At 38.6% G+C, this 25058-nt stretch carries 28 protein-coding genes; 10 read left to right on the top strand and 18 right to left on the bottom strand.

The window, feature by feature from the left end:
• Positions 1-88: 88 nt before the first annotated feature.
• From O3603_RS05620 to O3603_RS05610, 3 genes are all read right to left on the bottom strand, one after another.
• On the bottom strand, positions 89-853 hold the full coding sequence (locus O3603_RS05620) for an SGNH/GDSL hydrolase family protein (protein WP_371521380.1): 765 nt from the start codon (positions 851-853) through the stop codon (positions 89-91).
• Between the two features lie 67 nt (positions 854-920).
• Positions 921-1892, bottom strand: coding sequence for a transporter (locus O3603_RS05615; RefSeq protein WP_371521378.1), 972 nt, complete (start codon positions 1890-1892; stop codon positions 921-923).
• Positions 1893-2087: 195 nt separating this feature from the next.
• On the bottom strand, positions 2088-2960 hold the full coding sequence (locus tag O3603_RS05610) for a hypothetical protein (RefSeq protein WP_311453372.1): 873 nt from the start codon (positions 2958-2960) through the stop codon (positions 2088-2090).
• A gap of 258 nt (positions 2961-3218) precedes the next feature.
• On the opposite strand from O3603_RS05610, the gene O3603_RS05605 reads away from it, so the two are divergent.
• Positions 3219-3767, top strand: a complete 549-nt coding sequence (locus tag O3603_RS05605; protein WP_004383670.1) for a glutathione peroxidase — start codon at positions 3219-3221, stop codon at positions 3765-3767.
• Between the two features lie 86 nt (positions 3768-3853).
• Here O3603_RS05605 and O3603_RS05600 read toward each other — a convergent pair whose 3' ends face one another.
• The 3 genes from O3603_RS05600 to O3603_RS05590 are packed head-to-tail and all read right to left on the bottom strand — an operon-like array spanning position 3854 to position 5927.
• Positions 3854-4564, bottom strand: coding sequence for a DUF2461 domain-containing protein (locus tag O3603_RS05600; RefSeq protein WP_371521376.1), 711 nt, complete (start codon positions 4562-4564; stop codon positions 3854-3856).
• 37 nt (positions 4565-4601) lie between these two features.
• Positions 4602-5249 (bottom strand): endonuclease III, encoded by a 648-nt coding sequence (gene nth, locus O3603_RS05595; protein WP_155715987.1) that lies wholly within the window; start codon positions 5247-5249, stop codon positions 4602-4604.
• A 57-nt stretch (positions 5250-5306) separates the two neighbouring features.
• The gene (locus tag O3603_RS05590; protein WP_371521374.1) at positions 5307-5927 is read right to left on the bottom strand and encodes a Type 1 glutamine amidotransferase-like domain-containing protein; all 621 of its coding nucleotides are present in this window, start codon (positions 5925-5927) and stop codon (positions 5307-5309) included.
• A gap of 205 nt (positions 5928-6132) precedes the next feature.
• On the opposite strand from O3603_RS05590, the gene O3603_RS05585 reads away from it, so the two are divergent.
• Entirely contained in the window at positions 6133-6354 is a 222-nt protein-coding gene (locus O3603_RS05585; protein ID WP_009434161.1) for a hypothetical protein, read from the top strand.
• 143 nt (positions 6355-6497) lie between these two features.
• Here the strand turns inward: O3603_RS05585 and O3603_RS05580 are convergent, their stop codons facing one another.
• The 6 genes from O3603_RS05580 to map all read right to left on the bottom strand — a co-directional run bounded on the left by O3603_RS05580 (position 6498) and on the right by map (position 9724).
• A complete protein-coding gene (locus O3603_RS05580; RefSeq protein ID WP_004383675.1) occupies positions 6498-6656 on the bottom strand; it encodes a DUF4295 domain-containing protein in 159 nt (52 codons plus the stop codon).
• A 43-nt stretch (positions 6657-6699) separates the two neighbouring features.
• Positions 6700-6888, bottom strand: a complete 189-nt coding sequence (gene rpmG, locus O3603_RS05575) for a 50S ribosomal protein L33 (RefSeq protein WP_004383676.1) — start codon at positions 6886-6888, stop codon at positions 6700-6702.
• Positions 6889-6893: 5 nt separating this feature from the next.
• Positions 6894-7157, bottom strand: coding sequence for a 50S ribosomal protein L28 (gene rpmB / locus O3603_RS05570; protein WP_009434212.1), 264 nt, complete (start codon positions 7155-7157; stop codon positions 6894-6896).
• Between the two features lie 125 nt (positions 7158-7282).
• A complete protein-coding gene (locus O3603_RS05565; RefSeq protein ID WP_155715985.1) occupies positions 7283-7786 on the bottom strand; it encodes a CinA family protein in 504 nt (167 codons plus the stop codon).
• Between the two features lie 32 nt (positions 7787-7818).
• Entirely contained in the window at positions 7819-8844 is a 1026-nt protein-coding gene (gene tsaD / locus O3603_RS05560; RefSeq protein ID WP_371521371.1) for a tRNA (adenosine(37)-N6)-threonylcarbamoyltransferase complex transferase subunit TsaD, read from the bottom strand.
• 16 nt (positions 8845-8860) lie between these two features.
• A complete protein-coding gene (map, locus tag O3603_RS05555; RefSeq protein WP_155715983.1) occupies positions 8861-9724 on the bottom strand; it encodes a type I methionyl aminopeptidase in 864 nt (287 codons plus the stop codon).
• A gap of 894 nt (positions 9725-10618) precedes the next feature.
• Here map and ftsY point away from each other — a divergent pair.
• The 8 genes from ftsY (at position 10619) to metH (ending at position 18634) form a co-directional block, all read left to right on the top strand.
• Positions 10619-11569, top strand: coding sequence for a signal recognition particle-docking protein FtsY (gene ftsY, locus O3603_RS05550; RefSeq protein WP_155715982.1), 951 nt, complete (start codon positions 10619-10621; stop codon positions 11567-11569).
• A 22-nt stretch (positions 11570-11591) separates the two neighbouring features.
• Positions 11592-12893 carry a 30S ribosomal protein S12 methylthiotransferase RimO gene (rimO, locus tag O3603_RS05545; protein ID WP_036894603.1) on the top strand — a complete coding sequence of 434 codons (1302 nt, stop codon included), beginning with the start codon at positions 11592-11594 and terminating at the stop codon, positions 12891-12893.
• Positions 12894-12948: 55 nt separating this feature from the next.
• The gene (locus tag O3603_RS05540) at positions 12949-13242 is read left to right on the top strand and encodes an HU family DNA-binding protein (RefSeq protein ID WP_004383583.1); all 294 of its coding nucleotides are present in this window, start codon (positions 12949-12951) and stop codon (positions 13240-13242) included.
• Positions 13235-14470, top strand: coding sequence for an HU family DNA-binding protein (locus O3603_RS05535; protein WP_009434081.1), 1236 nt, complete (start codon positions 13235-13237; stop codon positions 14468-14470). The genes O3603_RS05540 and O3603_RS05535 overlap by 8 nt, the downstream gene beginning before the upstream one ends.
• Before the next feature lie 105 nt (positions 14471-14575).
• Positions 14576-14740, top strand: a complete 165-nt coding sequence (rd, locus tag O3603_RS05530; protein ID WP_009434060.1) for a rubredoxin — start codon at positions 14576-14578, stop codon at positions 14738-14740.
• A 154-nt stretch (positions 14741-14894) separates the two neighbouring features.
• On the top strand, positions 14895-15401 hold the full coding sequence (locus O3603_RS05525; protein ID WP_371521368.1) for a DMP19 family protein: 507 nt from the start codon (positions 14895-14897) through the stop codon (positions 15399-15401).
• Positions 15398-15877: an SsrA-binding protein SmpB gene (gene smpB, locus O3603_RS05520; RefSeq protein WP_009434065.1), complete on the top strand. Its 480-nt coding sequence runs from the start codon at positions 15398-15400 to the stop codon at positions 15875-15877. Before O3603_RS05525 ends, smpB begins: the two co-directional genes overlap by 4 nt.
• A gap of 12 nt (positions 15878-15889) precedes the next feature.
• On the top strand, positions 15890-18634 hold the full coding sequence (metH, locus tag O3603_RS05515; RefSeq protein ID WP_371521366.1) for a methionine synthase: 2745 nt from the start codon (positions 15890-15892) through the stop codon (positions 18632-18634).
• Between the two features lie 270 nt (positions 18635-18904).
• Here metH and O3603_RS05510 read toward each other — a convergent pair whose 3' ends face one another.
• From O3603_RS05510 to O3603_RS05485, 6 genes are all read right to left on the bottom strand, one after another.
• Positions 18905-21436: an ATP-dependent helicase gene (locus O3603_RS05510; RefSeq protein WP_371521364.1), complete on the bottom strand. Its 2532-nt coding sequence runs from the start codon at positions 21434-21436 to the stop codon at positions 18905-18907.
• A 70-nt stretch (positions 21437-21506) separates the two neighbouring features.
• Positions 21507-22196, bottom strand: a complete 690-nt coding sequence (mtgA, locus tag O3603_RS05505; protein WP_288953462.1) for a monofunctional biosynthetic peptidoglycan transglycosylase — start codon at positions 22194-22196, stop codon at positions 21507-21509.
• A gap of 286 nt (positions 22197-22482) precedes the next feature.
• Positions 22483-22947 carry a DNA-binding protein gene (locus tag O3603_RS05500; protein ID WP_371521361.1) on the bottom strand — a complete coding sequence of 155 codons (465 nt, stop codon included), beginning with the start codon at positions 22945-22947 and terminating at the stop codon, positions 22483-22485.
• Positions 22948-22976: 29 nt separating this feature from the next.
• A complete protein-coding gene (locus O3603_RS05495) occupies positions 22977-23171 on the bottom strand; it encodes a hypothetical protein (RefSeq protein WP_371521359.1) in 195 nt (64 codons plus the stop codon).
• Between the two features lie 9 nt (positions 23172-23180).
• Positions 23181-24764 (bottom strand): hypothetical protein, encoded by a 1584-nt coding sequence (locus tag O3603_RS05490; protein ID WP_371521357.1) that lies wholly within the window; start codon positions 24762-24764, stop codon positions 23181-23183.
• 31 nt (positions 24765-24795) lie between these two features.
• Positions 24796-25058 (bottom strand): hypothetical protein (locus O3603_RS05485; protein WP_371521355.1); only part of this gene is annotated, 263 nt, incomplete at its 5' end.

Raw genomic sequence — 25058 nt, 5'->3', positions numbered from 1 at the left:
TTAAATAGATGAAAACAAAAAATAAAGGAACTCTAAGGAGTCCCTTTGCTTATTGTTGATAGAATAAGTTTTATATTATGAGAACTCATTAGCGTCTGCCATGATAACTCATACCATGCTTCTCATCGTGACGAAAGGTTGTCGTGAAGTCGGGTTTATCCATTTCTATAGGATTAGCGTTAAGTTCTGGTTTCCCCATCCATTCTACTATCTTGTCTACCCATTGTGTTGCACCTTGCCGAGTAGGATGAATACCATCTATACGAGCGGCAACTATAGAACTGCTATCAAAGAAACGTTCAGCACCAGTACGCTCACGAATTACATTTACAATGTTTCTATTCTTTATCTTACGCCATGATAATGGTCCAACCCATACGTAAGGGATATTGCCAACACGATCTAAGATGGTTTGGATAGCCTCTGAACGTCTAGTAAAGTCATAATAGCCCAAATCATTTGTTCCAAGACTTATGATTACATAGGTTGGACGGAACTTCTCAATTTGGTATTGAAGGTCTTGTGTATTTGCCCAATTACGTGTGGTACTACCATACCATACTACTGAGTGAAATTCAAAGCCATTCTTTACTGCGTAATCATTAAAACGAGCACCTAACCCATCGACCATTGAATCACCAATTAGCAAAACAACTTGATTGCGAGAATTAGCAATATGCATTGTTGACTGAACGGAAGAAACGGGCTTCGCTTCTAAAGACATTTCACTCACGTCTTCTATTGGCTTCTGGCTTATAGACTGGCTGGGCATTTCATCAGGTTGAATATCCATCCTGGTTCGCATTGCTTGATCAATGTTTGTGTTGTCTACGATACCTTTCTGTGCTTTCATAACTTGCACGGAAAGTAAACAAATAAATGCTATTAAATACTTAATACTTTTCACAACAAAATATATTTTAATTAGTGCGTTTCTTTGACTTTGAGTAATGCCAAATTTCAACGCTGTTAATAATGTTCTGCCAAAGGATATAACATCCTGGTCCTACTGTAGAGAGCGGATTAAGATAAGTGTTGGCTATCCAAATGGCAAAGGTTGTATTCTTCTGACCTAAAGCTTGTCCAGAATTGACTGCATTATGGAAGAAGGCTCCTATTGATTTCCCTGCTATAAATTGTAACAAACATAGTACCAAACTCGAAATAGCTATGAGTAAGAGGAAAGAAACACTTACATTAGCATGGACAATATTCTTAACGGTTGTTCCAGAAACAATCAGTAAGGACGCACACCAGAGATAATAACTTAGATCATTCACATTAATAATCCATCTATAGAGGGGGCGTAACAAGTGCCAGTGCTTTGTAATATATGCCAATAGCATTGGTACGATTAGCACTAAACTCACTTTATTAAGAATGAGCAAGAAGGCACCAGTAAAAGTAAAGCCCATGTTCGTTTCTATCAAAGGGAAACAAATTGGAATAAGAATAGCGCAAATGAAATTTGAAATGAAAGTGTAAGTAACCATCTCTGTCAAGTCACCTCCAATTTTCTGTGTAACGACGGCTGCAGCTGAGGCGCAAGGTCCTATAATACAGGTGAGTATAGCTTCTAAAAGAATTAAAACTTTACCCGTAGCGTGGAAGTACATGATCCATCCAACTATGACAATTACGCTAACTATTTGGAAGAGTCCTACCCACAGGTGCCACTTCACGGGAAGTAGTTTATGGTAATCAACCTTACAGAAGGTAACATAAAGGACAAGGAACATAAATAAGGGAAGGATAGCATTGAAGACTGGAGCAAGGATGCTCGATGCGTTGTCCAATGCAGGGATAAACGCAAAGAGGAGATATAATACTGCACCAGTGGCTATCGATACAGGTAAGGTCCAATCCTTTAAAAATTGAATACTTTTCTTCATTTCACTTCCAATCATACGTATGATTCCATTCCAACAATGAAGTCAAACGGCTGCAAAGGTACAAAAAAATAGTCATAAAAGAAAGTGTATCAAACAATTATAACAATTTATTGAAGCAAAGAATCCCTCTAACTTCTCAGTTAGAGGGATTCTAATTAATATATATGAAGCTATAGAAAAGCGATTCTACTGCTATTATCTCTCGTGTAGACGACTAACTGCATCTGTCTTGAACTTAGCAAAATCGTTCTGAGTAGCCTTACCAAATGAGGTGTATTGACTTGCAACTCTTGTAGAGAGTGTGCTAGCCTTAGCAGAAGCTGGTCTCTGACGTGCAAGATCGAGTTTGAGAACGTCTGTGGTATTTGTACTATAACCTGTACCGAAGAAGGTGTCATAACCTTTACCCTGTTCGTAACCTAAGTGGAAGCCGTCATTTCCTTTATTCTTATCCAATACGAATATAGTACCTGTCTTGGTATATTTGATATAAATGTTACCATCATTGTTCACATACCATGAGAAGTTAAGCGTTTGTGTTTCACCCTTTGAGTTAGTATCAACTTCAACACCATTACCACTTAAAGAACTTGTAGAAGAGTCATACTGGAAGAACTTCATGTTAGCTGTAAATTGATCGCGCACACGCTGGTGAGTTTTGTCATTAGTGTACTCATAAATAATGTCGCCTTCCCATTCACCTGTTAGTGTTTGAGCCTCTGCAACTAGTTGATTATTGGAGGAATTGTACTGGTTATTGTAATTGTTATTCCAGTTATAATTGCCGTTATTATAGCTGTTCCAATAAGCATTACGGCTACTGCCTATAGCATCCATGAAAGCATAAAACTCATTGGTATAGGCTTCTGGATAATGAACATAGAACCAGTTATAAGCTGTGTAATAGTCGGAACCATTAGGATAATCATAACGATAATTGCGTACTGCACTACTAACTAAATCGTTGTAATAGTAATAACCATTATCATCATAGTCATCACAACTTGTAAAAAGCATAGGACTTGCAACTACTGCAAGGGCTAAGAATAATTTCGCAACTCGTTTCATAAGCTTATCTTTTAATATTATAGTTTCTGTTACTTGTTTGATGCAAAAGTACAGCAATTAACTAATAATCTTAATGTAAATACACTATTTGGTAATAGGGAAATCCCTATCATCCTTTCTGGACATATATCGACACGTTTTAGCGAATTAGGCATAAAAACTTTTAAACAATGCAGGGAGAAACAAATAAAATTAGTACATTTGCAACACATAATAATTTAGTTTCTTATTAAAAGCAGAAGATAAAACAAACAAGAAATGAGAACAGTTTATGAATTCTCTGTCAAGGACAGAAAAGGTAAGGAAGTATCATTGAAAGAGTATGCCAACGAGGTACTGCTAATTGTTAATACAGCGACCAAATGCGGCTTCACACCAACCTATGACCAACTGGAAGCACTTTATGAGAAATACCATGCAAAGGGCTTTGAGGTTCTTGACTTCCCATGTAACCAGTTCGGACAGCAAGCTCCTGGTACTGATGAAAGTATTCATGAGTTCTGCAAACTAAATTATGGGACGGAATTCCCTAGGTTCAAGAAGGTGAAAGTAAATGGTGATGACGCTGATCCACTTTTCAAATTCTTGAAGGAACAAAAGGGCTTCGCTGGTTGGGATGAATCACATGAACTCTACCCTATCCTTGACAAAATGCTTTCAGAAACTGATCCTGATTATAAGGAAAAAGCGGATATTAAATGGAATTTCACTAAGTTCCTTATTAATAAGAAAGGACAAGTCGTTGCACGCTTTGAACCAACAGAGAAGATTGAGAATATTGCTAAGCAGATAGAAGAACTATTGTAAGTCTGTTTAAACAGATAGAAAGAAAAAGAGATATAAGTAAGTAAATACTTTCTTATATCTCTTTTTATGATTATCGATAGATAAAATTACTCGTAATCATCAACAACAGTATTGATAAAGTCCATCATTGGTTTACCAGTCTTGCAGATGTGTTCTAGCTCTTTGTGCCAACTATCACCATTAAAGAAGTCATCAGGAACGGATACCCAACAACAATAATCTTTCATACGTAAATAGTGTAAATACTCATAATCTTTAGGGAAGCCCTTAGGAGCTGTCTTTAAAGCTGTTAGTCCAAAACCTTTCTCACTTACTTTATCATCACTCCATTCCCCCTGGTTAGGACGTCCAAATAGACTAATAAATTCGTCATTCTCAACATCCTTTCGCCATTCATCTATATTTGCCATAATCTCATTACGACATGATGTTAGGATATTCGTTGGCAACCAATAACAACCTACTGCAATTAAACAGTTACCAGGTTGGAGATGGATATAATATCCACCACGCAATGCCTTTCTACCATGTCCACAGATGTAAGCTCCTAAGTGACGTTTGTATGGACTCTTATCGGGTGAGAAACGTATATCACGATAGAAACGATAAGTACAATCTTTCGCTGTAAGATGAGCAATTTCATCATCAAAGGTGGATAGTTGGGCTATTATCTGCTCTACACCTTTTTCAAAATCATCCTTTACAGCATCATATTCTGCCTTATGTTCTTGAAACCATTCTCTATTGTTATTTGCAGCAATTCCCTTCAGGAAGTGCATGATCTTCTTTGTGTTCATAATCTTTTGTTCTCCCCCTTAACTACTAATAAATGATTTACAACTTGCTATCTTTCATCAACTTTGGACATATCTCATCAAAAGGACAATGTTCACAATCTGCCTTAGCACTCTTACAAACATAACGCCCATGAAGTAATATCCAATGATGTGCATCAGAAACCTCTTCCGTTGGAATGTTCTTCATCAGATAATCCTCAACCTTACGTGGAGTATTCGCTGTTGACGGTACTAAGCCCAACCGATGACTAACACGATAAACATGCGTATCTACAGCTAAGGTGGGCTTTCCAAACCAAACTGCTTGTATCACATTGGCGGTTTTGCGTCCAACACCTGGTAACTGTGTAAGCTCGTCTGGAGTAGAAGGAACTTCCCCGTTAAACTTCTCAACCAACATCCTTGACATATCTACCAAATGCGTTGCCTTTGAATTAGGATAAGAAACACTCTTAACATATTCAAAGACATCCTCAACACTTGCCTTAGCCATCGTCTTAGCATCTGGATAATGTCGGAATAATTCTGGTGTAATCGCATTAATCCTTTTATCTGTGCATTGAGCAGAAAGCAATGTGGCACAAAGCAATTGAAATGCTGAGCCAAAGTTAAGTTCAGTTGTCACATGACCAGTATGCTTTCGAAAGTAACTTAGTACATAATCATATCTTTCTTTTCTTGTCATTCTATTATAATATGGTTTATAGAATTTTGTAGCGTAGACCATAAGTCTTTACCGATTCTACTTATTCTCTTTTATACTTACTTTATCGTCTATTATCGTAATCGCTTGCTTATTAGTTATAATCTTCAAGGATAGATGTTTGTTCTTTTGAATAACTTTCTTTGTAGCTTCCACGAAAGGAAAACTGTTGTAATGGACGATAGGATAAAAGTCTATGACCCCGAGCCCACTAAAGTCTGTAAAACCAGGTGTTTGTTCAAGATGATTATCCATATCTTTGGCGTATTCTATATTAGAAGCAAGTATCATTGTTCCTGCTGATTCACCTATATATAGTTTACCATTCTCTATTTGATCAATTAGTAACTTGTCTGTGCCAGTTCTTCTTAATTCTTGCATGAGAAAGAATGTATTACCACCCGAAACATATATATAATCACAATCATTTAAGATTCCTTCTATCTCTGTCGTGCTATATTGTGTAATCTCTAAGTCCTTAATGATAAGTCCAAGAGAAACGAGAGCAGCTTTGGCATCATATACATATTGTGTGTAATCATCATGAATACTAGCCGTAGGGATAAATGCAATAGTCTTACCCTCCAATGGAGTGGGAACAAACTCCAATAGGATTGAAGCAACATCTGCAAACGATGAACATAAAAAGATTCTCTTCATTGTCATATTATGTTTTAGTACATCCCAATGTCAATACAGCTGGCAGCATAAAGTAACTGAGACTTTATACGATCTCTTATCTTAAAGTCAATCGTATCTCTATCCTTTTGGTTTAATGCTGCAAAGTTACTGAAAAGCTATAGATTATTTGGTGCTTTCCGAAACTTAATGTACTTTTGCATTAGAAAATTAAAACAAATCAATTATGACAACTCCAATGATAGGACTGGTTGCACTACTTGCTATTGCATTGATAGCTTGGGCAATCGCAGAACTTAAAAACAGAAGTATTACATTCACTCACTCTGAAGCTGAAGCTGAAGGGGAAGAAGAGATGAGAGAGGCTTACGAAGCTAATGGTAATAAAGAACTGAACCTTAAAGATCTGCTTGCTCGCAATAGTACGAAAGGTTACAAGTCAATTTAAAACGACAACCAATTATAAGAAGTGAGGACTACATTTATTTATGTAGTCCTCACTTTTTCATTCATTATTGAAGTAAATAAGATTAAACAAAAAAAGGTTGTAGAATAAATCTACAACCTTCTTTATTTATATCTTTATAAGAATTAATTCTTAAAGAATTCTTTGACGTCCTCATTAGGAACCATCTGCTCATCAAAAATATAAGCACCCGTCTTTGGGCTCTTAACCATCTTGATTACCTTTGAATATGCGCGACCATCCGAAGAACCTTCATGGAGGGTAGCGACCGCTTTCTTTGCCATAGTCTATTCGTTTTAACTATTAACTTTACTATTCAGTGCGTGCTTACTTAATCTCCTTGTGAAGAGTCATCTTCTTCAAAACAGGATTATACTTCATAAGCTCAAGACGCTCTGGAGTATTCTTACGATTCTTTGTAGTCACGTAACGGCTTGTACCAGCCATACCGCTATTCTTCATCTCGGTACATTCCAAGATAACTTGGACTCTGTTTCCTTTAGCTTTCTTTGCCATGATATTTAGTCTCCTATTACCTTAATGTCCTTCCAGTCAACATAACCCTTTGATACAGCCTGCTTAAGAGCAGCATCAAGACCTACCTTGTTAATAAGACGAAGACCAGCAGCACTAATCTTCAGCTCAATCCAGCAACTCTCTTCTACATAGTAGAACTTCTTGCTGAAGAGGTTTACATCAAAGCTTCTCTTTGTACGGTGCTTTGAGTGAGACACATTACAACCTAGCTGTGCCTTCTTTCCTGTGATTTGACAAATCTTAGACATTTCTATCTTTGTTTTGTGATTCGTTAATTGATACCTATTCCAAACAGGATGCAAAATTACAAAAAGATTTCAAATGAGCAAAACTTTAGCAAAGTTAATTACTGTTTTTAAGCTTTTTTGCAGTATTATTCGGACTTTATGTCCATATCATTCAGGAAATCAAGCATTAAGCGGATAGCTTTATTGGTTGCTATGGCAAGATTAATATCACGTCCAAAGTCTTCTGTGAGCTTAAAAGTTCTTACCTCATCTTTATTTCCATAAGCAAGCCAGATTGTACCAACTGGAGCTTCAGCTGTACCACCACTAGGACCAGCATATCCCGTAGAGGCAATTGCAAAGTCTACACCAATAGTATCAATCGTTCCTAACACCATTTCACGAGCGACTTCTTCTGATACTGCTGTATATTGCTCTAATGTTTCGTGAGAGACATGCAATAATCTCTCTTTAACATCGTCAGTATAGGCGACAACGCCACCTTTATAATAATCAGAAGAACCAGGGATTGCCATGATTGCTTCGCTAATACGACCACCAGTGCAGCTCTCTGCTGTACCAATAGTTAAACCAGATGCATAAAGGATATCGCCGATTTGGCGAGAAATGATCTTACTTTCAAAATCCATAATCTTATTGTATAGGGTATTCTATTTTGTTATTACTTAAAGGTTACTTTACTGAATGCTGGTACATCAATCTGAGTAAAGTCTTTATCTCTATATTTAAATGTACCAACACTTGCTATCATTGCAGCATTATCTGTTGTATAGCTGAACTTCGGAATATAGATTGTCCACCCATAACGCTCCGCATGATCACGGAAAGCATTACGCAAACCATTATTAGCCGACACACCACCTGCGACAGCAACATGCTTAATTCCCGTTTGTTTAACAGCCAAACGAAGTTTCTTCATTAGGATGTCTACAATGGCATGTTCGAGACTTGCTGCAATATCTTCTTTATGATTCTCTATAAAATTAGGTTCTTCTTCAACCCACTTCCTCATATTATATAAGAAAGAAGTCTTCAAACCCGAGAAAGAGTAATCAAAACCTGGCACATTGGGTTCTGCAAACTTATATGCTAAGGGGTTACCTTGACGAGCGAGCTTATCTATTATAGGACCACCAGGGTATCCTAATCCCATAACCTTAGAACACTTATCAATAGCTTCACCAGCAGCATCGTCAATAGTCTGCCCCAAAACCTCCATATCGTTGTAAGCATTCACCTTAACAATCTGTGAGTTTCCACCAGAAACTAATAAGCAGATAAAGGGGAAAGGAGGCATATGGTTGTCATCTTCACTTTCTTTTATGAAGTGCGCCATAACATGTCCTTGTAAATGATTGACATCTATCAAAGGAATGTTCAAGGAACGTGCAAATCCTTTTGCAAAGCTAACACCAACTAAGAGGCTTCCCATAAGACCCGGACCACGTGTAAAAGCAACAGCAGATAGCTGCTCTTTGGTTATTCCTGCACGCACCAAAGCTTGATCAACTACCGGAACTACATTTTGTTGATGTGCTCTTGAGGCTAATTCTGGTACAACTCCGCCATAAGCCTTATGAACTTCTTGCGAAGCGGTCACATTACTGAGAATGATGCCATCCTTCAATACAGCAGCGCTCGTATCGTCACAACTACTTTCAATGCCTAATATATAAATATCTTCCATTATTTCGCAAACTTCTTTAATGAGTTAATATCTCCAGTCCATGCTCGGTCATAACGAATGTATGCTCCCATTGAGCTGAAGGTTTCTCATCACCTGTGATTACTTCCCAACCATATGGGTCGTCAGCATCAATAAATACCTTCCATGTACCCATATTAATCATTGGCTCTATGGTAAATACCATACCAGGAACTAGCAACATTCCTGTTCCTTTATGCCCATAATGAACAACATCTGGTTGCTCGTGGAACTCAATTCCAACGCCATGACCACACAAATCACGCACAACGCCATAACCATTCTTCTCTGCGTGTTTTTGAATTGCATGCCCAATATCACCAACAAAAGAATAGGGTTTTGCGGCTTCAGCACCTATTTCAAGGCATTCTTTAGCTACTCGAACCAAGCGCTCCTTCTCTGGAGTTGTCTTACCGCCTACAATAAACATACGACTTGCATCGGCAAAATAACCATCTACAATCGTTGTCATATCAACATTAATGATATCGCCCTCTTGAAGAACATCCTCCTTCTTTGGAATACCATGGCAAACAACCTCATTTATACTAGTACAAACGCTCTTAGGATAGCCTTCATAATTCAAACAAGCAGGAATGGCGTTATGATCTTTGCAATATTGCATACAAATATCATCTATTTCCTGCGTATTCATTCCTACATGAATGGCCTCTGCAACGGCATCTAAACAACCCGTATTCACTACTCCACTCTTGCGGATACCTTCTATCTGCTCAGGCGTCTTTATCATATCGCGAGTAGGAACCAACTTGCCTTGTTTCTCAAACGCCATTATCTTTAAATCCATTTCGGTTGGCTCTTGCCCTGGAAGGCAATGCCACCTCTTCTTCTTTAATTGCATATCCGTCTAATTAATTTGGTGCAAAAGTACTATAATTCAAAGATAAAACAAAATAAATCAGTTCCTTTTTAGATGATAGGAATCGATTAAACCATGAGAATGTATAGACGATTGTTCTATTAACTTACTAACCGCAGGCGATTTCTTCCTTTCCGAATGAGCTTACAAAGGCTTATTGCTTACGCTCTTATAATATATAAGGTGTATAAAAAAACTATTGTTTTACCACGATTCTTATAGCCAATTAGTAAAATTTATTCGACTTACAAGTCCATAAGTGCTAAGAAAATAGCATATCAATGGCTACTATCAATTTGTATCAAACAATCATATAAGTTTACAAAATACTGTTTATTGACGCAACGAATCTAGAAAAACAAAACAAATAAAATCAGAAAAATTCAGCTCGGATATTAGATTTTTAAAAAACGAAGGTATCTTTTTGACAAAACGATAGTACTTTTTGGGTAAAACGATAGTACTTTTTCTTCGAAACGATAGTTATTTTTCATCGAAATCATCGCTATTTTTGAGTAAAATGATGGTAAAATTTACTTAAAACAATAGTATTTTCTGATAAAAAAGAACTATCAAAGCCATAACTCCCTGATTATCTTTTACTTATAATGGCATAGAAAAACAATCCTATAATTTGCATATTTGAGAGGAAATCAAGCCACGTTTCCAAATAACGCAAATAGAGATAACTAAAATGATAATATATTATTACAGAACAACTCATTACGTTTGAGCTAGAAACTACTAACCATTTCGGCAAACACAACACTACAATACACGATTTAATCGAGATTACTCACTCTGTTAGTAATCCATTTAATTTGTTTGTTCTCCTTTTTTTTATTATCTTTGCAACATCAAATTAGCTAATTGAGTATGGGATTATTTGGATTATTTAGCAAGAAGAAGAAAGAAACACTAGATAAAGGACTTGAGAAGACAAAGCAAAATGTTTTCTCGAAGCTAGCGCGTGCCGTTGCAGGAAAGTCGAAAGTGGATGATGAAGTACTAGATAATCTGGAGGAAATTCTAGTTTCTTCAGATGTTGGTGTGGACACAACGATTAAAATCATCCATCGAATCGAAGATCGTGTAGCAAGAGATAAATACGTTTCTACTAGCGAATTGAATGAAATTCTGAAAGGAGAGATTACGGAATTACTGACAGAAAATAATTCTGGAGATTCGGTAGAATGGACTTTACCCGAGGATACACATCCATATGTTATTCTTGTTGTTGGAGTAAATGGTGTCGGAAAAACGACAACCATAGGTAAACTTGCTTATCAATTTAAACAAGCTGGCAAGAAAGTTTATCTCGGTGCGGCTGATACATTCCGTGCGGCGGCTGTAGAACAGATTCAGATATGGGGCGACCGCGTTGGAGTTCCTGTTATTAAACAGCAGATGGGAGCCGATCCTGCAAGTGTTGCCTTTGATACTTTGCAGAGCGCAAAAGCAAACGGTGCCGACGTTGTGATTATAGATACAGCTGGGCGATTGCATAATAAAGTAGGCTTGATGAATGAGCTAAAGAAGATTAAGGACGTAATGAAGAAGGTTGTCCCTGAAGCACCTCATGAAGTTTTGCTAGTTCTTGATGGAAGTACAGGGCAAAATGCCTTTGAACAGGCTCGTCAATTCGCTGCTGTTACACAGATAACATCCCTCGCAATTACAAAATTGGACGGAACGGCCAAGGGAGGCGTTGTGATAGGTATTAGTGATCAGTTAAAGGTTCCTGTAAAATATATCGGTTTGGGCGAAGGAATGGAAGATTTGCAACTCTTTGATAAGACCCAATTTGTTGATAGTCTATTCAAATAGTAATAGGCTTTGCTATATTCGAATGAAGAAAAATCAAATAGATATTGTGACCATGGGCTGCTCAAAGAATCTTGTTGATTCTGAGATTATCATGAAGCAGTTTGAAGAAAATGGTTATCATTGTACACACGATGCAGAACGTCCGCAGGGTGAAATTGCGGTCATTAATACTTGTGGATTTATCGAATCTGCAAAAGAAGAGAGTATAAATACCATACTAGAATTTATTAATCGCAAGAAGAATGGTCAGCTCAATCGCCTTTACGTTATGGGATGTCTCTCACAACGTTACAAAGATGAATTGGAAGCAGAATTGCCTGAAGTAGATAAATTCTATGGTAAGTTTAATTATAAGCAGTTATTGACGGATTTAGGAAAGGCAAGTATCCCCTCTTGTGATGGTACTCGCCACCTAACAACTCCACGCCATTATGCTTATGTGAAGATAGCGGAGGGCTGTGATCGTCATTGTGCTTATTGCGCAATTCCTTTAATAACGGGTAAACATCATTCTCGTCCTATAGATGAAATATTGAATGAGGTGAAGGAACTTGTTAAACAGGGGGTAAAAGAGTTCCAGATTATAGAGCAGGAACTTACTTATTATGGGGTGGATCTTGATGGAAAGCACCATATTACAGAGCTTATATCACGGATGGCAGATATAGAAGGTGTGCAATGGATCCGACTTCATTACGCTTATCCTAATCAGTTCCCACTTGATTTATTGGATGTCATTGCAAAGAAAGATAATGTTTGTAAGTACCTTGATATTGCATTCCAGCATATCTCGGACAATATGCTTACTCGCATGCACCGCCATGTAACCAAGCAAGAAACCATAAATCTTATCCAAGAGATTCGACGCCGAGTACCTGGTATTCACTTACGTACAACATTACTTGTTGGTTTCCCAGGTGAGACAGAAGAAGATTTCAAGGAATTAAAAGAGTTTGTTACTGAAGCTCGCTTTGAACGCATGGGAGCATTTGCTTATTCTGAGGAAGAAGGAACTTATAGTGCCACACATTATAAGGATGATGTACCAGAAGAAGTGAAACAACAACGATTGGATGAACTGATGGCAATCCAACAAGGAATATCAGAAGAACTAGAAGCGGAGAAGGTTGGCAAAGTCTTTAAAGTGATTGTTGATCGTAAAGAAGGCGAATATTATATAGGACGAACGGAATATTGTTCTCCAGAAGTGGATCCAGAGGTGTTGATTCCAGCATCTAAAAAGCTGTTGAATATTGGGGAATTCTATAATGTTCGTGTTACAGATTCTGATGAATTTGATTTATTTGGTGAAGTTGTTGAATAAAGATTTATAATCCAATTTTAAGTTTTCTTCTTTGGATTCTAAAAAGATATATTGAATGAATAATAAAGAGTTCATAGCAGAACTAGCATCAAGGACAGGGCATACACAAGACGAGAGTCAGAAAATGGTAAAAGCTGTTATTGATCAGATGGCAAAATCATTTGAAACAGGCGATGCAGTACCTGTTTCTGGCTTTGGAACGTTCGAGGTAAAGAAGCGTTTAGAGCGTGTAATGGTAAATCCTTCAACAGGCTTACGAATGTTAGTACCCCCTAAATTGGTGTTAAACTTCAAGCCTGCAGCAACAATCAAAGGTCAAGTAAGAAAGGGAGGAACAGAGAATGGCTAGAACTGTTATACAAATTATTGCTAGTGCATTGGCTAAGCAATATAATCTCTCTGCTGCTGATAGCTCTGCATTCATTGATAGTTTCTTTGCAATTATCAGTGAAGAACTCAAAAAGGGTAATCAAGTTAAGATTAAAAGTCTAGGAACTTTCAAGGTTCAACGTGTTAAACCACGTGAGAGCGTCAATGTGAATACAGGAGAACGTGTCTTGATTGAAGGACATGATAAGATTTCTTTCACTCCCGATGCCGCAATGAAAGAATTGGTAAATAAGCCTTTCTCACAATTCGAAACTGTTGTTATTAATGATGGCGTAGATACAAAAGAACTGGAAAAGATTCCAACAGAGTCTAATGATAGGGAAATTGTGGAAGATTCTGTTAAATCAGAAACAATAGAAGAACCTGAAAAGACAATATCTTCTCCAGAAGAGTCTGCCCCAAAGGATGAAACAATAACAAAGAATGAGGAACAACTCAAAGAGATTCCTAAAGTTGTTGAAGAGGAGGAATATCCAAAGGATGAAAAGAAAGAAGAAGTTGGAGAGTCATCAAATGCGGAAAAAATAGATTCTAAAGAGGAAGCTATAGTAGAAGAACCAACTAATAATCCTAATTCAAAGGTAGAAAGATTAGAAAAAGATGAGCCCCGTCAAGAAGAAACTATAGTTGAACATCCAAAGACTGAAGTCAAAAAGATCAAAGAGACTCCGAAAGAAGAGCCACAAGATTCGGATATAGAAAGTTATGTCGATAACAAAGAGAATGGCATCTTGAAATTGGTAGCCGTTATCGCTGTTATTGTTATTATTTGCTTAGGAGTGTTCCTATGGATAAAGTCAGGCGGTATTAATTTATCGAAATCTACTAATGAAGTTGCCACAAAGCAAGTGGAATCTCCAAAGAAAAAGGTCGATAATGGTGTAAAAGTCATTCAGGAAGATAATAAGAAAGATACCACTATAATAAAGAAAATAGAAAAAAGAGACGATTCGTATGCCGAAATGAATAATGATGCCCGCATTCGTTATGGTGCTTATAATATTATTGGTGTAGATCGTGTCATTGTATTACGGAAAGGACAAACGATGGCAAGTATTAGTCGTAAGACTTTAGGTGCGGATATGATTGGCTATTTCCAAGTGCTTAATGGTTGCAATTCTATGGAAGCAGGTGATACTTTGAAAGTACCTAAGGTAGAATTAAGACCTGAATACAGGAAGAAATAATGCACAGATATACAATTTTAACTATATAATCTTGTAATTATTGCAAAAAACTTATATCTTTGTGCTCGATAATTTATAAATAAAGATTTTAATATTATAAGCATTATGAAAAAGTATGAATGTGAGACCTGCGGTTATATCTATGACCCTGAGGTTGGTGATCCAGATAGCGGTATAGCACCAGGAACAGCTTTTGAGGATATTCCTGATGATTGGGTATGTCCACTTTGTGGCGTAGGTAAAGATGACTTTTCTCCAGTAGAGGAATAATTATATACGCAAGTATAAAATCATAAAGTCTGCTCATGGTAATTGAGCAGACTTTTCTTTTTTAAATATCCCGAGGGAATATAAATTCCACGATAGAAGGTAATCAAGAAAAATATATTATCTTTGCATATCATAATATTAGAAATGCTTTGATATGATAGATGTAAGAGTAAAAGATAACGATATTCGTAAAGCCGTAGAAGAAGGTATGGATAGTTTTATCCAAGTATTTATTGATGCCATTAATACAGCTATTGGCGGACAATTGACACAAGATAATATGGATCAATTGAATGTTGACCAAATTACGTTGTTAGGTTGGAGTTATCTACATCGAGAAGTAATGGAAGGTGGATATATTCAATTAATATATAATGGTTATGGTGCCTTTATCTTTAAGAATCCATTTGCCGTTGCTATGCGTAATTGGGGAATTAGGGAGCTTTATACACATATTAAGCATACAAAGAAGTTCTATGATAAATATCACGAAGAGATAGAGAAAGTTGTCTCTGATGATGATTTTATGGCTTTGTATGAGCAAATGCCAGAGTTCGATGAGTTTGATGATGAATTTATTGTTAATGAGGAGCACTGGTGTGAGATGATAGCGGCTTATATTGATGACCATATAGATAATTTTGTAAAGTTAGAGCAATGAACAAAGAGCAACAAGATAGAAGAAAGAAATCACCAGTCCAGATAAGAAACAAGAAAGCTTCATTTGAATATTTCTTTGTAGACACATTCACTGCAGGTATTGTTCTGACAGGAACGGAGATTAAATCTATTCGTGCAGGGAAAGCATCGTTAGTAGATTCCTTTTGTTATATAAATAAAGGTGAGATGTGGGTTCAGGGAATGAATATATCTCCTTATTTCTATGGATCTTATGCTAACCATGAAGCTAAACGTCCTCGCAAACTATTACTAACACGGAAAGAAATACGTAATCTTGAGGCTGAGTCAAAGACACCAGGTTTCACGATTATCCCAACACTGATATTCATTGATGAGAATGGACGTGCAAAGGTTGATATTGCCTTAGCAAAGGGAAAGAAAGAATACGATAAGCGACAGACATTGAAAGAAAAGGAAGACCGACGAGAAATGGATCGGGCAAAGAAACATTATTAGTAAAGACAATTCATGACGATAAGGGATAGCATAAAGGAAAGAATATTGATATTAGATGGTGCTATGGGTACCATGATTCAAGGATACAAACTAACGGAGATGGATTTCCGTGGTAACCTTGAACTCCTACAAATGCTCAATTATCAGGGCAACAATGATATGTTGAACCTTACACGCCCTGATATTATAGAGGATATTCATCGTCGTTATTTAAAGGCTGGAGCAGATATTATTTCAACTAACACTTTCTCTGCTCAACGCATATCACAAGCTGATTATCACATGGAGGATTTCTCTTATGATATTGCTTTGCAAGGAGCAAGACTTGCACGTAAATGCGCTGATGAATATTCGACAACCAATAAGCCTCGCTTTGTCGCTGGAAGTATAGGCCCAACGAATAAAACTTGTTCAATGTCGCCAGATGTTAGTGATCCCGCTAAGCGTGACCTTACATACGATACTCTCTTCAATGCTTACAGCGAACAAGTTGAGGCAATGATAAAAGGTGGTATTGATGCTATTCTGATAGAAACTATCTTTGACACCTTAAATGCTAAGGTCGCCATTGATGCTTCGTTATCAGAAATGAGAAAGGTTGGCATTGATTTACCTATTATGCTTTCAGTTACGATTACAGACTTATCTGGTCGAACATTAAGTGGGCAAACACTTGAGGCTTTCCTTGCTTCTATCTCATCTTATCCTATCTTCTCTGTTGGCTTAAATTGTTCGTTTGGAGCAGAACAAATGCGCCCTTATATAAAAGAATTAGCATCTAAGGCACCTTATTATATAAGTATTTATCCCAATGCTGGTTTACCGAATTCAATGGGAGAATATGATGAGACTGCTGAGGTCATGGTTCCACAGATGCGAACTTATGTTGACGAAGGACTCGTTAATATCATTGGAGGGTGTTGTGGAACTACAGATGAATTCATTGCTGGCTACACACAGATTGTTAAAGACAAGTTGCCCCATATTCCTACTCCTATCTCCAAAGAGATGATTCTATCAGGATTGGAGCAGTTCCGACTTACTCCAGAGATAACCTTTGTCAATGTCGGCGAAAGATGTAATGTTGCTGGTAGTCGTAAGTTCTTGCGACTTATCAAAGAACGTAATTATGAGGAAGCTCTAACAATAGCTCGCAAGCAGGTTGATGATGGTGCATTAGTGCTCGATATTAATATGGATGATGGTTTGTTGGAAGCGAAAGACGAGATGGTTCATTTCGTCAACATGATTTCATCAGAACCAGAGATTGCTCGTGTCCCATTAATGATCGACTCCTCTGATTGGGATGTTGTTGTTGCTGCATTAAAATGTGTACAAGGTAAATCTATCGTAAATTCTATCTCTCTGAAAGAAGGTGAAGAAACCTTTATACGTCATGCGAAGGATGTTTTGCGTTATGGAGCTGCCGTTGTTGTAATGTGCTTCGATGAAGAAGGACAGGCAACTAGCTTTGAACGTCGCATAGAGATTGCGAGTAGAGCTTATAAAATTCTTACAGAGCAAGTAGGAATACAGGCAAAGGATATCATCTTTGATCCAAATATCCTCGCTATCTGCACTGGAATGAAAGAGCATAATAATTATGCTGTTGAATTTATTCGTGCAACAGAATGGATAAAGAAGAACTTACCTGGTGCTCACATCAGCGGAGGAGTAAGCAACCTATCATTTAGTTTCCGTGGTAATAATTATATCCGTGAGGCTATGCACGCCGTATTCTTATATCATGCCATTCAAGTTGGTATGGACTTTGGAATTGTAAACCCTGCGACAAAGATTACCTATGCAGACATTCCACAAGATGAGTTAAAGATTATCGAAGACGTTGTACTTGATAGAGAAGAAGGGGCAGACGAGAAACTAATAGAACTTGCTAACAAGATTCTAGCTCAAAAGGATATTCTTAAACAAAATGGCAAGGAATCTAACCAACAAGAGGAATGGCGTAACGGTTCTTTAGAAGACAGATTAGTATATGCTCTCCGCAAGGGTATTTCAAATTATCTGAATGATGATATCCACGAAGCATTAGAGAAGTATCCTAATGCTGTCAGCATTATTGAAGGACCATTAATGCGTGGCATGAATGAGGTGGGAGATTTATTTGGTGCAGGTAAAATGTTCCTCCCTCAAGTAGTTAAGACTGCTCGAACAATGAAGGATGCAGTAGCTATTCTTCAACCTTATATTGAGAAGGAGAAGGTCGGTGGGAAAGCTACTGCTGGTAAGGTTCTTTTAGCAACAGTTAAGGGTGATGTTCACGATATTGGCAAAAACATAGTTGGAGTTGTTATGGCTTGTAACAATTATGAAGTGATTGACATGGGCGTGATGGTTCCAGCTGACAAGATTATAAAGAAAGCAAAGGAAGAATGTGTTGATTTGATAGGGCTTTCTGGACTAATAACTCCAAGTTTGCATGAGATGGTCAATGATGTCATCGCTTTTAAAGAAGCAGGTCTACATATCCCCGTCATGGTGGGTGGGGCTACTACTTCAAAGTTACATGTTGCATTAAAGATAGCACCTTTATACGATGCTCCTGTAGTTTGGGTAAAGGATGCTTCTGTGAATCCTTCAATAGCAGCATCTTTGCTCAATGAGGCAGAATGCCCAGCATTTTGCGAGGAATTAAATAAGAGCTATGAAGAATTGCGTGCTAATTATAAAGAACAACAACAGAAGATCCTTTCTTTAGAAAAAGCTAGAGAAAACAAGTTAAACCTCTTTGATTAAAGAGATAAAGTGAAGAGAGCTTCTAGTTCTAACTCCACCATCTCTGGTGAACTAGATAATAGGTGGCTTGCAAAGATTAAACACTATTGACAAAGGGTGTTAAACACTTACGATGAAGAGTGTTTAACACCCTTACTTATTAGTGTTAAACACTCTTGGTACTCGTTATTCCTCAAACAAAATTGAGTTCTATTATGAGATACCCTCGGTCCTATACTTAGGGTACCTCAGTCCTATACCGAGGTGTTTAACCTCAATAAGTTATCACGATTAGATAACCTTAAACTTGGCAAATTTAAGAAGTAGTTGCTTTCTACCAGCATTACGAAAGTCAACTGTGGCTTTGGCATTCTCGCCTGTCCCTTCAAGACTAACTATCTCCCCTACTCCAAAACGCTGATGCTCTATTGTTGCTCCAACGCTTAGAGATGTAGCATTGCTATTTCCTGTAGAAGGCATTGTACGACCACCATTTGTCATAGCAGAAGATAACCTTTTAAAATTACCGCCCTCAGCAAGTAATCTCTGCTTAGTACGTACGGACAATGGATCAACAGTTTCTTCAGGACGTTTGCGCTCTGTTATCTTCGGTTTAGGATCTGCTCTAAATTGACTGGCGACTGGATTAGAGTTTTGATATCGAGAACCTAACTGATGATACTCTTGTCCCCAAGGTCGACTACCCGTATAGGCTTTATTAGGCTCGTATTCACGGAAGTTATCATTCGAACGAGTTCTCCAATTACTACTAAAGCCCTCGTTAGCATCTTCATCCCAAGGTAATCTGCGACGATTCTCTCCCAATAACCCTGAAGCACTATCCTCCACATGAAGTAACGAAGCATCAATGTCTCTCAAGAATCGACTAGGAGAATCTATTTGCATCGTTCCAAAGCGAAATCTATTCTTTGCATTTGTCAAAATACAATGACGCTCTGCACGTGTAATTGCAACATAAAGAAGGCGACGTTCTTCCTCAAGTCCTCTCTTTGAGTCAGATGACATTGGACTAGGAAATATATTTTCTTCCAATCCTACAACAAAGACAGTTGGAAACTCCAATCCCTTTGCCGCATGGATTGTCATTAATGTTACTTTCGGCGCATTATCATCCTCTTTGTCTGCATCAGTATAGAGTGCAACCTCCTGTAAGTAATCCGTCAAATAAACATTCTCTTCTCTCCCCTCTTCACGATTAGTATCAACAAAACCTTGCAAAGCAGACATGAACTCTGCTAAGTTCTCTCTACGTGCCAAGTCTTCTGGCTCACTCCCTAACATCAAATCAGCCTTTATACCGCTTTCTTCTATAATCTTACAACCGAGCATATAAGCATCTGTTTGTGCAACATCCTTAATAAATTCGCTAATCAATGCTCTAAAGGTAAAGAGCTTGGTCATCGTACCTTTATTCACATTCAGCCCATGAGTAACGGGGTCCATGATGGTTTCCCATAATGAAACTCCATTCATTTGTGCACAATCAATAATCTTCTTTACTGTCGCATCTCCAATACCACGTGTTGGATAATTAATGATGCGCCTGAATGCTTCTTCGTCATTAGGATTAGTCACTAATCGGAAATAAGCAATGATGTCTTTAATTTCCTTGCGTTGATAGAAAGAGAGTCCACCTATAATCTTATAAGGAATGCCTTGATTACGAAACTCATCCTCAAAGGCGCGGCTCTGTGCATTTGTACGATACAGGATGGCAAAGTTGCTGTAATCACAATCATCCATGTGCTTAATACGCTTCAGCTCTTTTGCAACTACCATTGCCTCTTCACGATCACTGTAACAAGGTTTGTACAAAACCTTATCCCCTTCATCTTCCTTTGAATAGACATTCTTGGGGATTTGGCGTTCATTGTGCTTCATCAGCGAATTAGCAGCTTGTACGATAAGTTGAGTTGAACGATAATTACGCTCTAACTTAAAGAGCTTAGCCTCATCAAACTTATTCTTAAAGTCAAGGATATTATCAATATTTGCACCACGAAAGGAATAAATACTCTGATAATCATCTCCAACCACACAGACACGTCTATGTATCTCTGCCAACTGACTAATAATACTCACCTGAGCATAGTTTGTGTCTTGGTACTCATCAACTAAAATGTATTCAAACTGCTTTCCATACCTATTCCTAACTTCTTGATGATCTCGGAAGAGGATATAAGTATAAAGTAGGATATCATCAAAGTCCATTGCATTAGCCTGTCTACACCTCGCTTCATACGCCTTGTAAATCATACTAATAGCTGGCATCTTTGCACTTCTATCTCGTTCTATTGCAGCACGATCTTCTGCATATTCAGAGGCAGTTATCAGATGATTCTTTGCATTGGATATCACATTATGTACCGTCGCTGGCTTATAAATCTTATCATTGAGATCCAAGGCTTTGATAATATTCTTTAGTAATGAACGGGAGTCTGCTTCATCATAAATGGTAAAGTTACCATTGAAACCAATCACCTCCCCTTCTCTTCGAAGGATTCGAGCAAAGATAGAGTGGAACGTACCCATATATAGCTGTCGAGCATCCCTTAAAGATGTGACTTGTGCTATACGTTCTTTCATTTCTCTTGCTGCCTTATTGGTAAAAGTTAGCGCAAGAATATTCCAAGGCTTCAGCCCTCTACTCAGTAGGTAAGCAATCTTATAAGTTAGAACTCTTGTCTTCCCCGACCCAGCACCTGCAATGACTAAAGAAGGACCAGTGCAATATTCTACGGCTTCGCGCTGACTAGTATTTAATGTAGCAAGGATTTGTTCCTCTCTCTCTTGATCTGTCATTTATAACTATATGATGTGATATAAAGTAACTCTAAGTGAATAAACAATTACAACCTTCACCCCTAAAAGTCTAATGTTCTTCAGGGAAAGCAGGGATGAAAGTCATTTGATGCTCTATCTGCTTAACTCGCTTCAGCATATAAGGTCCAGGATTCTTTGAAGAGAACCGACGAGGATTAGGCAACGTTGCTGCTATCAACGCACAATCACGACGATTTAATTGCATTGCCTCCATACCGAAGTTCTGTTCTGCGCAAGCCTGTACTCCATATATACCATCACCCATCTCAATAGAATTTAAGTAAACTTCCATAATACGTTGTTTACCCCAAAGTGTCTCTATCAAGAAAGTGAAATAAACTTCAAGTCCCTTTCTTAACCACGAACGTCCTTGCCATAAGAACACATTCTTAGCTGTTTGTTGTGAGATTGTTGAGCCACCCCGTAACTTCTTTCCCTTTTTAAGGTGCTCTTCTGCCGCCTGCTCAATAGCTTGATAGTCGAAACCATGGTGTGTCAAGAAACGCTGATCTTCGCTAGCCATCACAGCAACAGGCATTGACTTTGGCATTTCGTCTAAAGATATCCAATGGTGATAGAGTTTTATCGATTCTCCCTTGCCTATTTGTTCAAAGCAACGTCCAATCATCAGAGGTGTGAAATAAACAGGAATGAATCGATAAGCAACAACCATCAATATGGAGGATATGAAAGCCAATGCAAATACCCAACGTATTATTTTAAAAATCTTCTTAACCATAAACTTGCGTTTTAATGTCTGCAAAGTTACTAAATCTTCTTTGATTGAGAGAATGAAAGAAGAAAAGAAGATTCTTCCCCTTGAGTGCTTTATACTTTTTACAGAAGGGTTACTAGTATTTATCAAAAAGCTTAGGAGCTTTTTCACAAAAGCTTAAGAGCTTTTCGCAAATAGCTTAGGAGTTTTTCCTAGATTGTTTTGCACGTATAAGTTCATCAACGAAAAAGAGGGTGTGTCAAAATAGCCACATCCTCTTGAACTTTGGGGAGGCTTTTTGGGGAGGCTTTTATCCTACCTGCGGTCCTGGGTTCTCTTCACTCCCCTCTCCATTCGGAGAGGGGGCGGGGGTGAGGCTTTTCCTCCTCGCAGGATTATCCACATCCACCTGCAACTCCTTTAACGCCTTGCGCACCGGACTCTTCCAAGTCAATGTCAACCTCGGAGCTTTAAGACTCTTAGCACATACGTCCTTTTCGTTTTCCTCCATCTTTGAAGGCACGTTCACACGCAAAGAGAAGATGTCACCGAGGTCTAAGCCTGTTCCCATGCGTGCACAGTCCAAGATAAGGTTACGCAGCGTAATAATCACATTACGAGCATCACCTTCCGTCAATGAGGTTTCACGAACAATGCGTTCCAACACCATTTCGGGTGAGATCTTTTGTTGACCTTTCGGTACAGCGATATACACCGTTTTACCCTTCATTTTTCCCATTGTCGCCTTACGAGGCGCAACTTTGAATTCAATCATTTTGATTTGGTTTTTAATTAAACATTAGATTAATATATCAACATCATTTTGATGTCTTTTTCATGTATTTTATACCCAGCGGTTGGGTAGCCTTGTACCCAGCTGCTGGGTAGCATCGTACCCTGCCCGTTGGGTAGCCCCCTACCCATTCGCTGGGTACGATCGTACTTCTTCGCTGGGTATAACTCTACCCATTCGTTGGGTACAAAATAGTCTACGAACAATCGCGAGGACTACTGAAACGCCTCTACCCAGAACCCGAAGGCGCGGCTGCTGTAGTGCACGCGGACGCGACCACTGAGGAAGTCCAGGCTGTACGCGTAGTCGCTGCGCCACGGGGTAGCACTCGACGACCAACACCAGCCGTAGCTGCCAACGCTGGTCAGCTGACCAGCGCCGTAGTAACCCAAGGCGGGCAGGTAGAAGTAGTTGCCTGCATCGGCTACGGAAGGGAGACCGGAGTTGATACTACTATTGTTGTTGTTGTAGCTCTTCCATGTTGTACGCAGGTCGGTTGTACCGTCGGCAGATTTCTCGGTGTCGTAATGATGCTCGACTTGTAATACTGACTTCTTCTTAAACCACATACCACCTTTATATAAATGACCCATAGTAGTCCATAATTCATCTCCATCCCAACGAGGATCACCATACATGCAGTACCAAGACATCTCGTTAGCGTTGGGGAGAGTGGCGCATGTCTGGGTAGCCTGAAACGCACCGCTGCCCTCGTGGTAGTAACGTAAATCAGTGTTGTTCTGAGCGTAATTTGAATTGGCTGGCTGTGTCGTAAGCGTTGGCTGCCATGGGCTGGCGCTATTCCATTCGTGACCTGCCCAATAATTCTGCTGTGCATCCCACATGTAGTACTTTGTTCCGTCGTAATCCTTTACGTTAAGGTTAGCAGTCATGTCGTAGTAAGTATTTGAAGCGTAAGCAGTTGAAGGAAGCAACTTAGTGATAGTACCTTCTACTTGTGTTACTAAATCTTTTACCCAGTAACGCACTCTTAAGGTATGAGTTCCTGGCTTAATCACCATGTATGCACCGTTAGTAGTTACGCTGGCTGCGTTGTTGGTCAGTGGGAAACCGTTGCTATAGCTGCCGCTGCCAGTTGTGGTTAAGACAATTTTATCACCACCTGTAACTGCTGAAGCATCTAAAGCACCTGTAGTTGTATTGACGGTGTAGGTCTCAGCAATATCGTTGTCGGAGCTTACCTCCACCTTTGTTAAGTAGCAGTCATGTAGGACAGTGTTGCTTATGTAAGGCTGGAAAACTAAGTAAGCTGGCTGGTGCTCTAACTCGAATGCAAACTGATTTTTACCTGTCACCTTTGTAGCGGTAGCAGTACCATAGTCGCCTGCTGTGCCGAAATGCTCGGTGTTGTCTGGAGCTGTCTGGCTCTGGGCGGTGGAGATACTTACAGAGCTGCCGCTACTGTTCTTACCCAAGTAATAAACCTTATAACTACTACTTGCAGTAAACTTGCCTGGCACTTTATACTTAAAAGATGCTACTTTGCTGGTTGGAGCATTACTACTCTTCCGCAATACATTATTATCATCCTTTACGTAGATATAGTCACCTGCCTCCCAAGAGAAATCGCTAGTGTTATAATCCAATGATGTGCGGGTCTTTGCCTCATCACCTGCTACGAAAGTGGTTAGGTTCTTATCGTTATCCTCATTGGGGTTCGTTGGGTTCTGTGCTACATCCTCGTTAGCACAGGATGCAAAAGCCAAGGCTATGCCGAATACAAGTGCCAAGGACTTTAGTTGTGATGTGAATAAATGTTGTTTCATTGTTTTCTTCATTTTCTTTGTTCTCTTTGTTAATAACTCTCTGTTAGTCTTCCCATGAAGATGCGCTCTCATCTTCTAAGTCTTCATCATTCCATAAGCCTGACTCTTTGGCAGGAGCTGATGGACCAGCAGCCTTGTGAGCCTTCTTATGCTGGGTAGTCGGAAAGGACGTGTCCATCAAATAAGTGGTTTCGCTTACCTGAATTATCATACACTCTGGTGCAGAATAACTCTTCTTTACTTGATTTTTTCTCATTACTTCATTGATTAAAATAGCTGTTATTTCGTTCTTATTTTGCTCTAAAC

Source organism: Prevotella sp. 20925_1_30 (assembly GCF_041433025.1).
GTDB lineage: Bacteria > Bacteroidota > Bacteroidia > Bacteroidales > Bacteroidaceae > Prevotella > Prevotella vespertina.
This window is presented reverse-complemented; position numbering and strand designations above follow the sequence as displayed.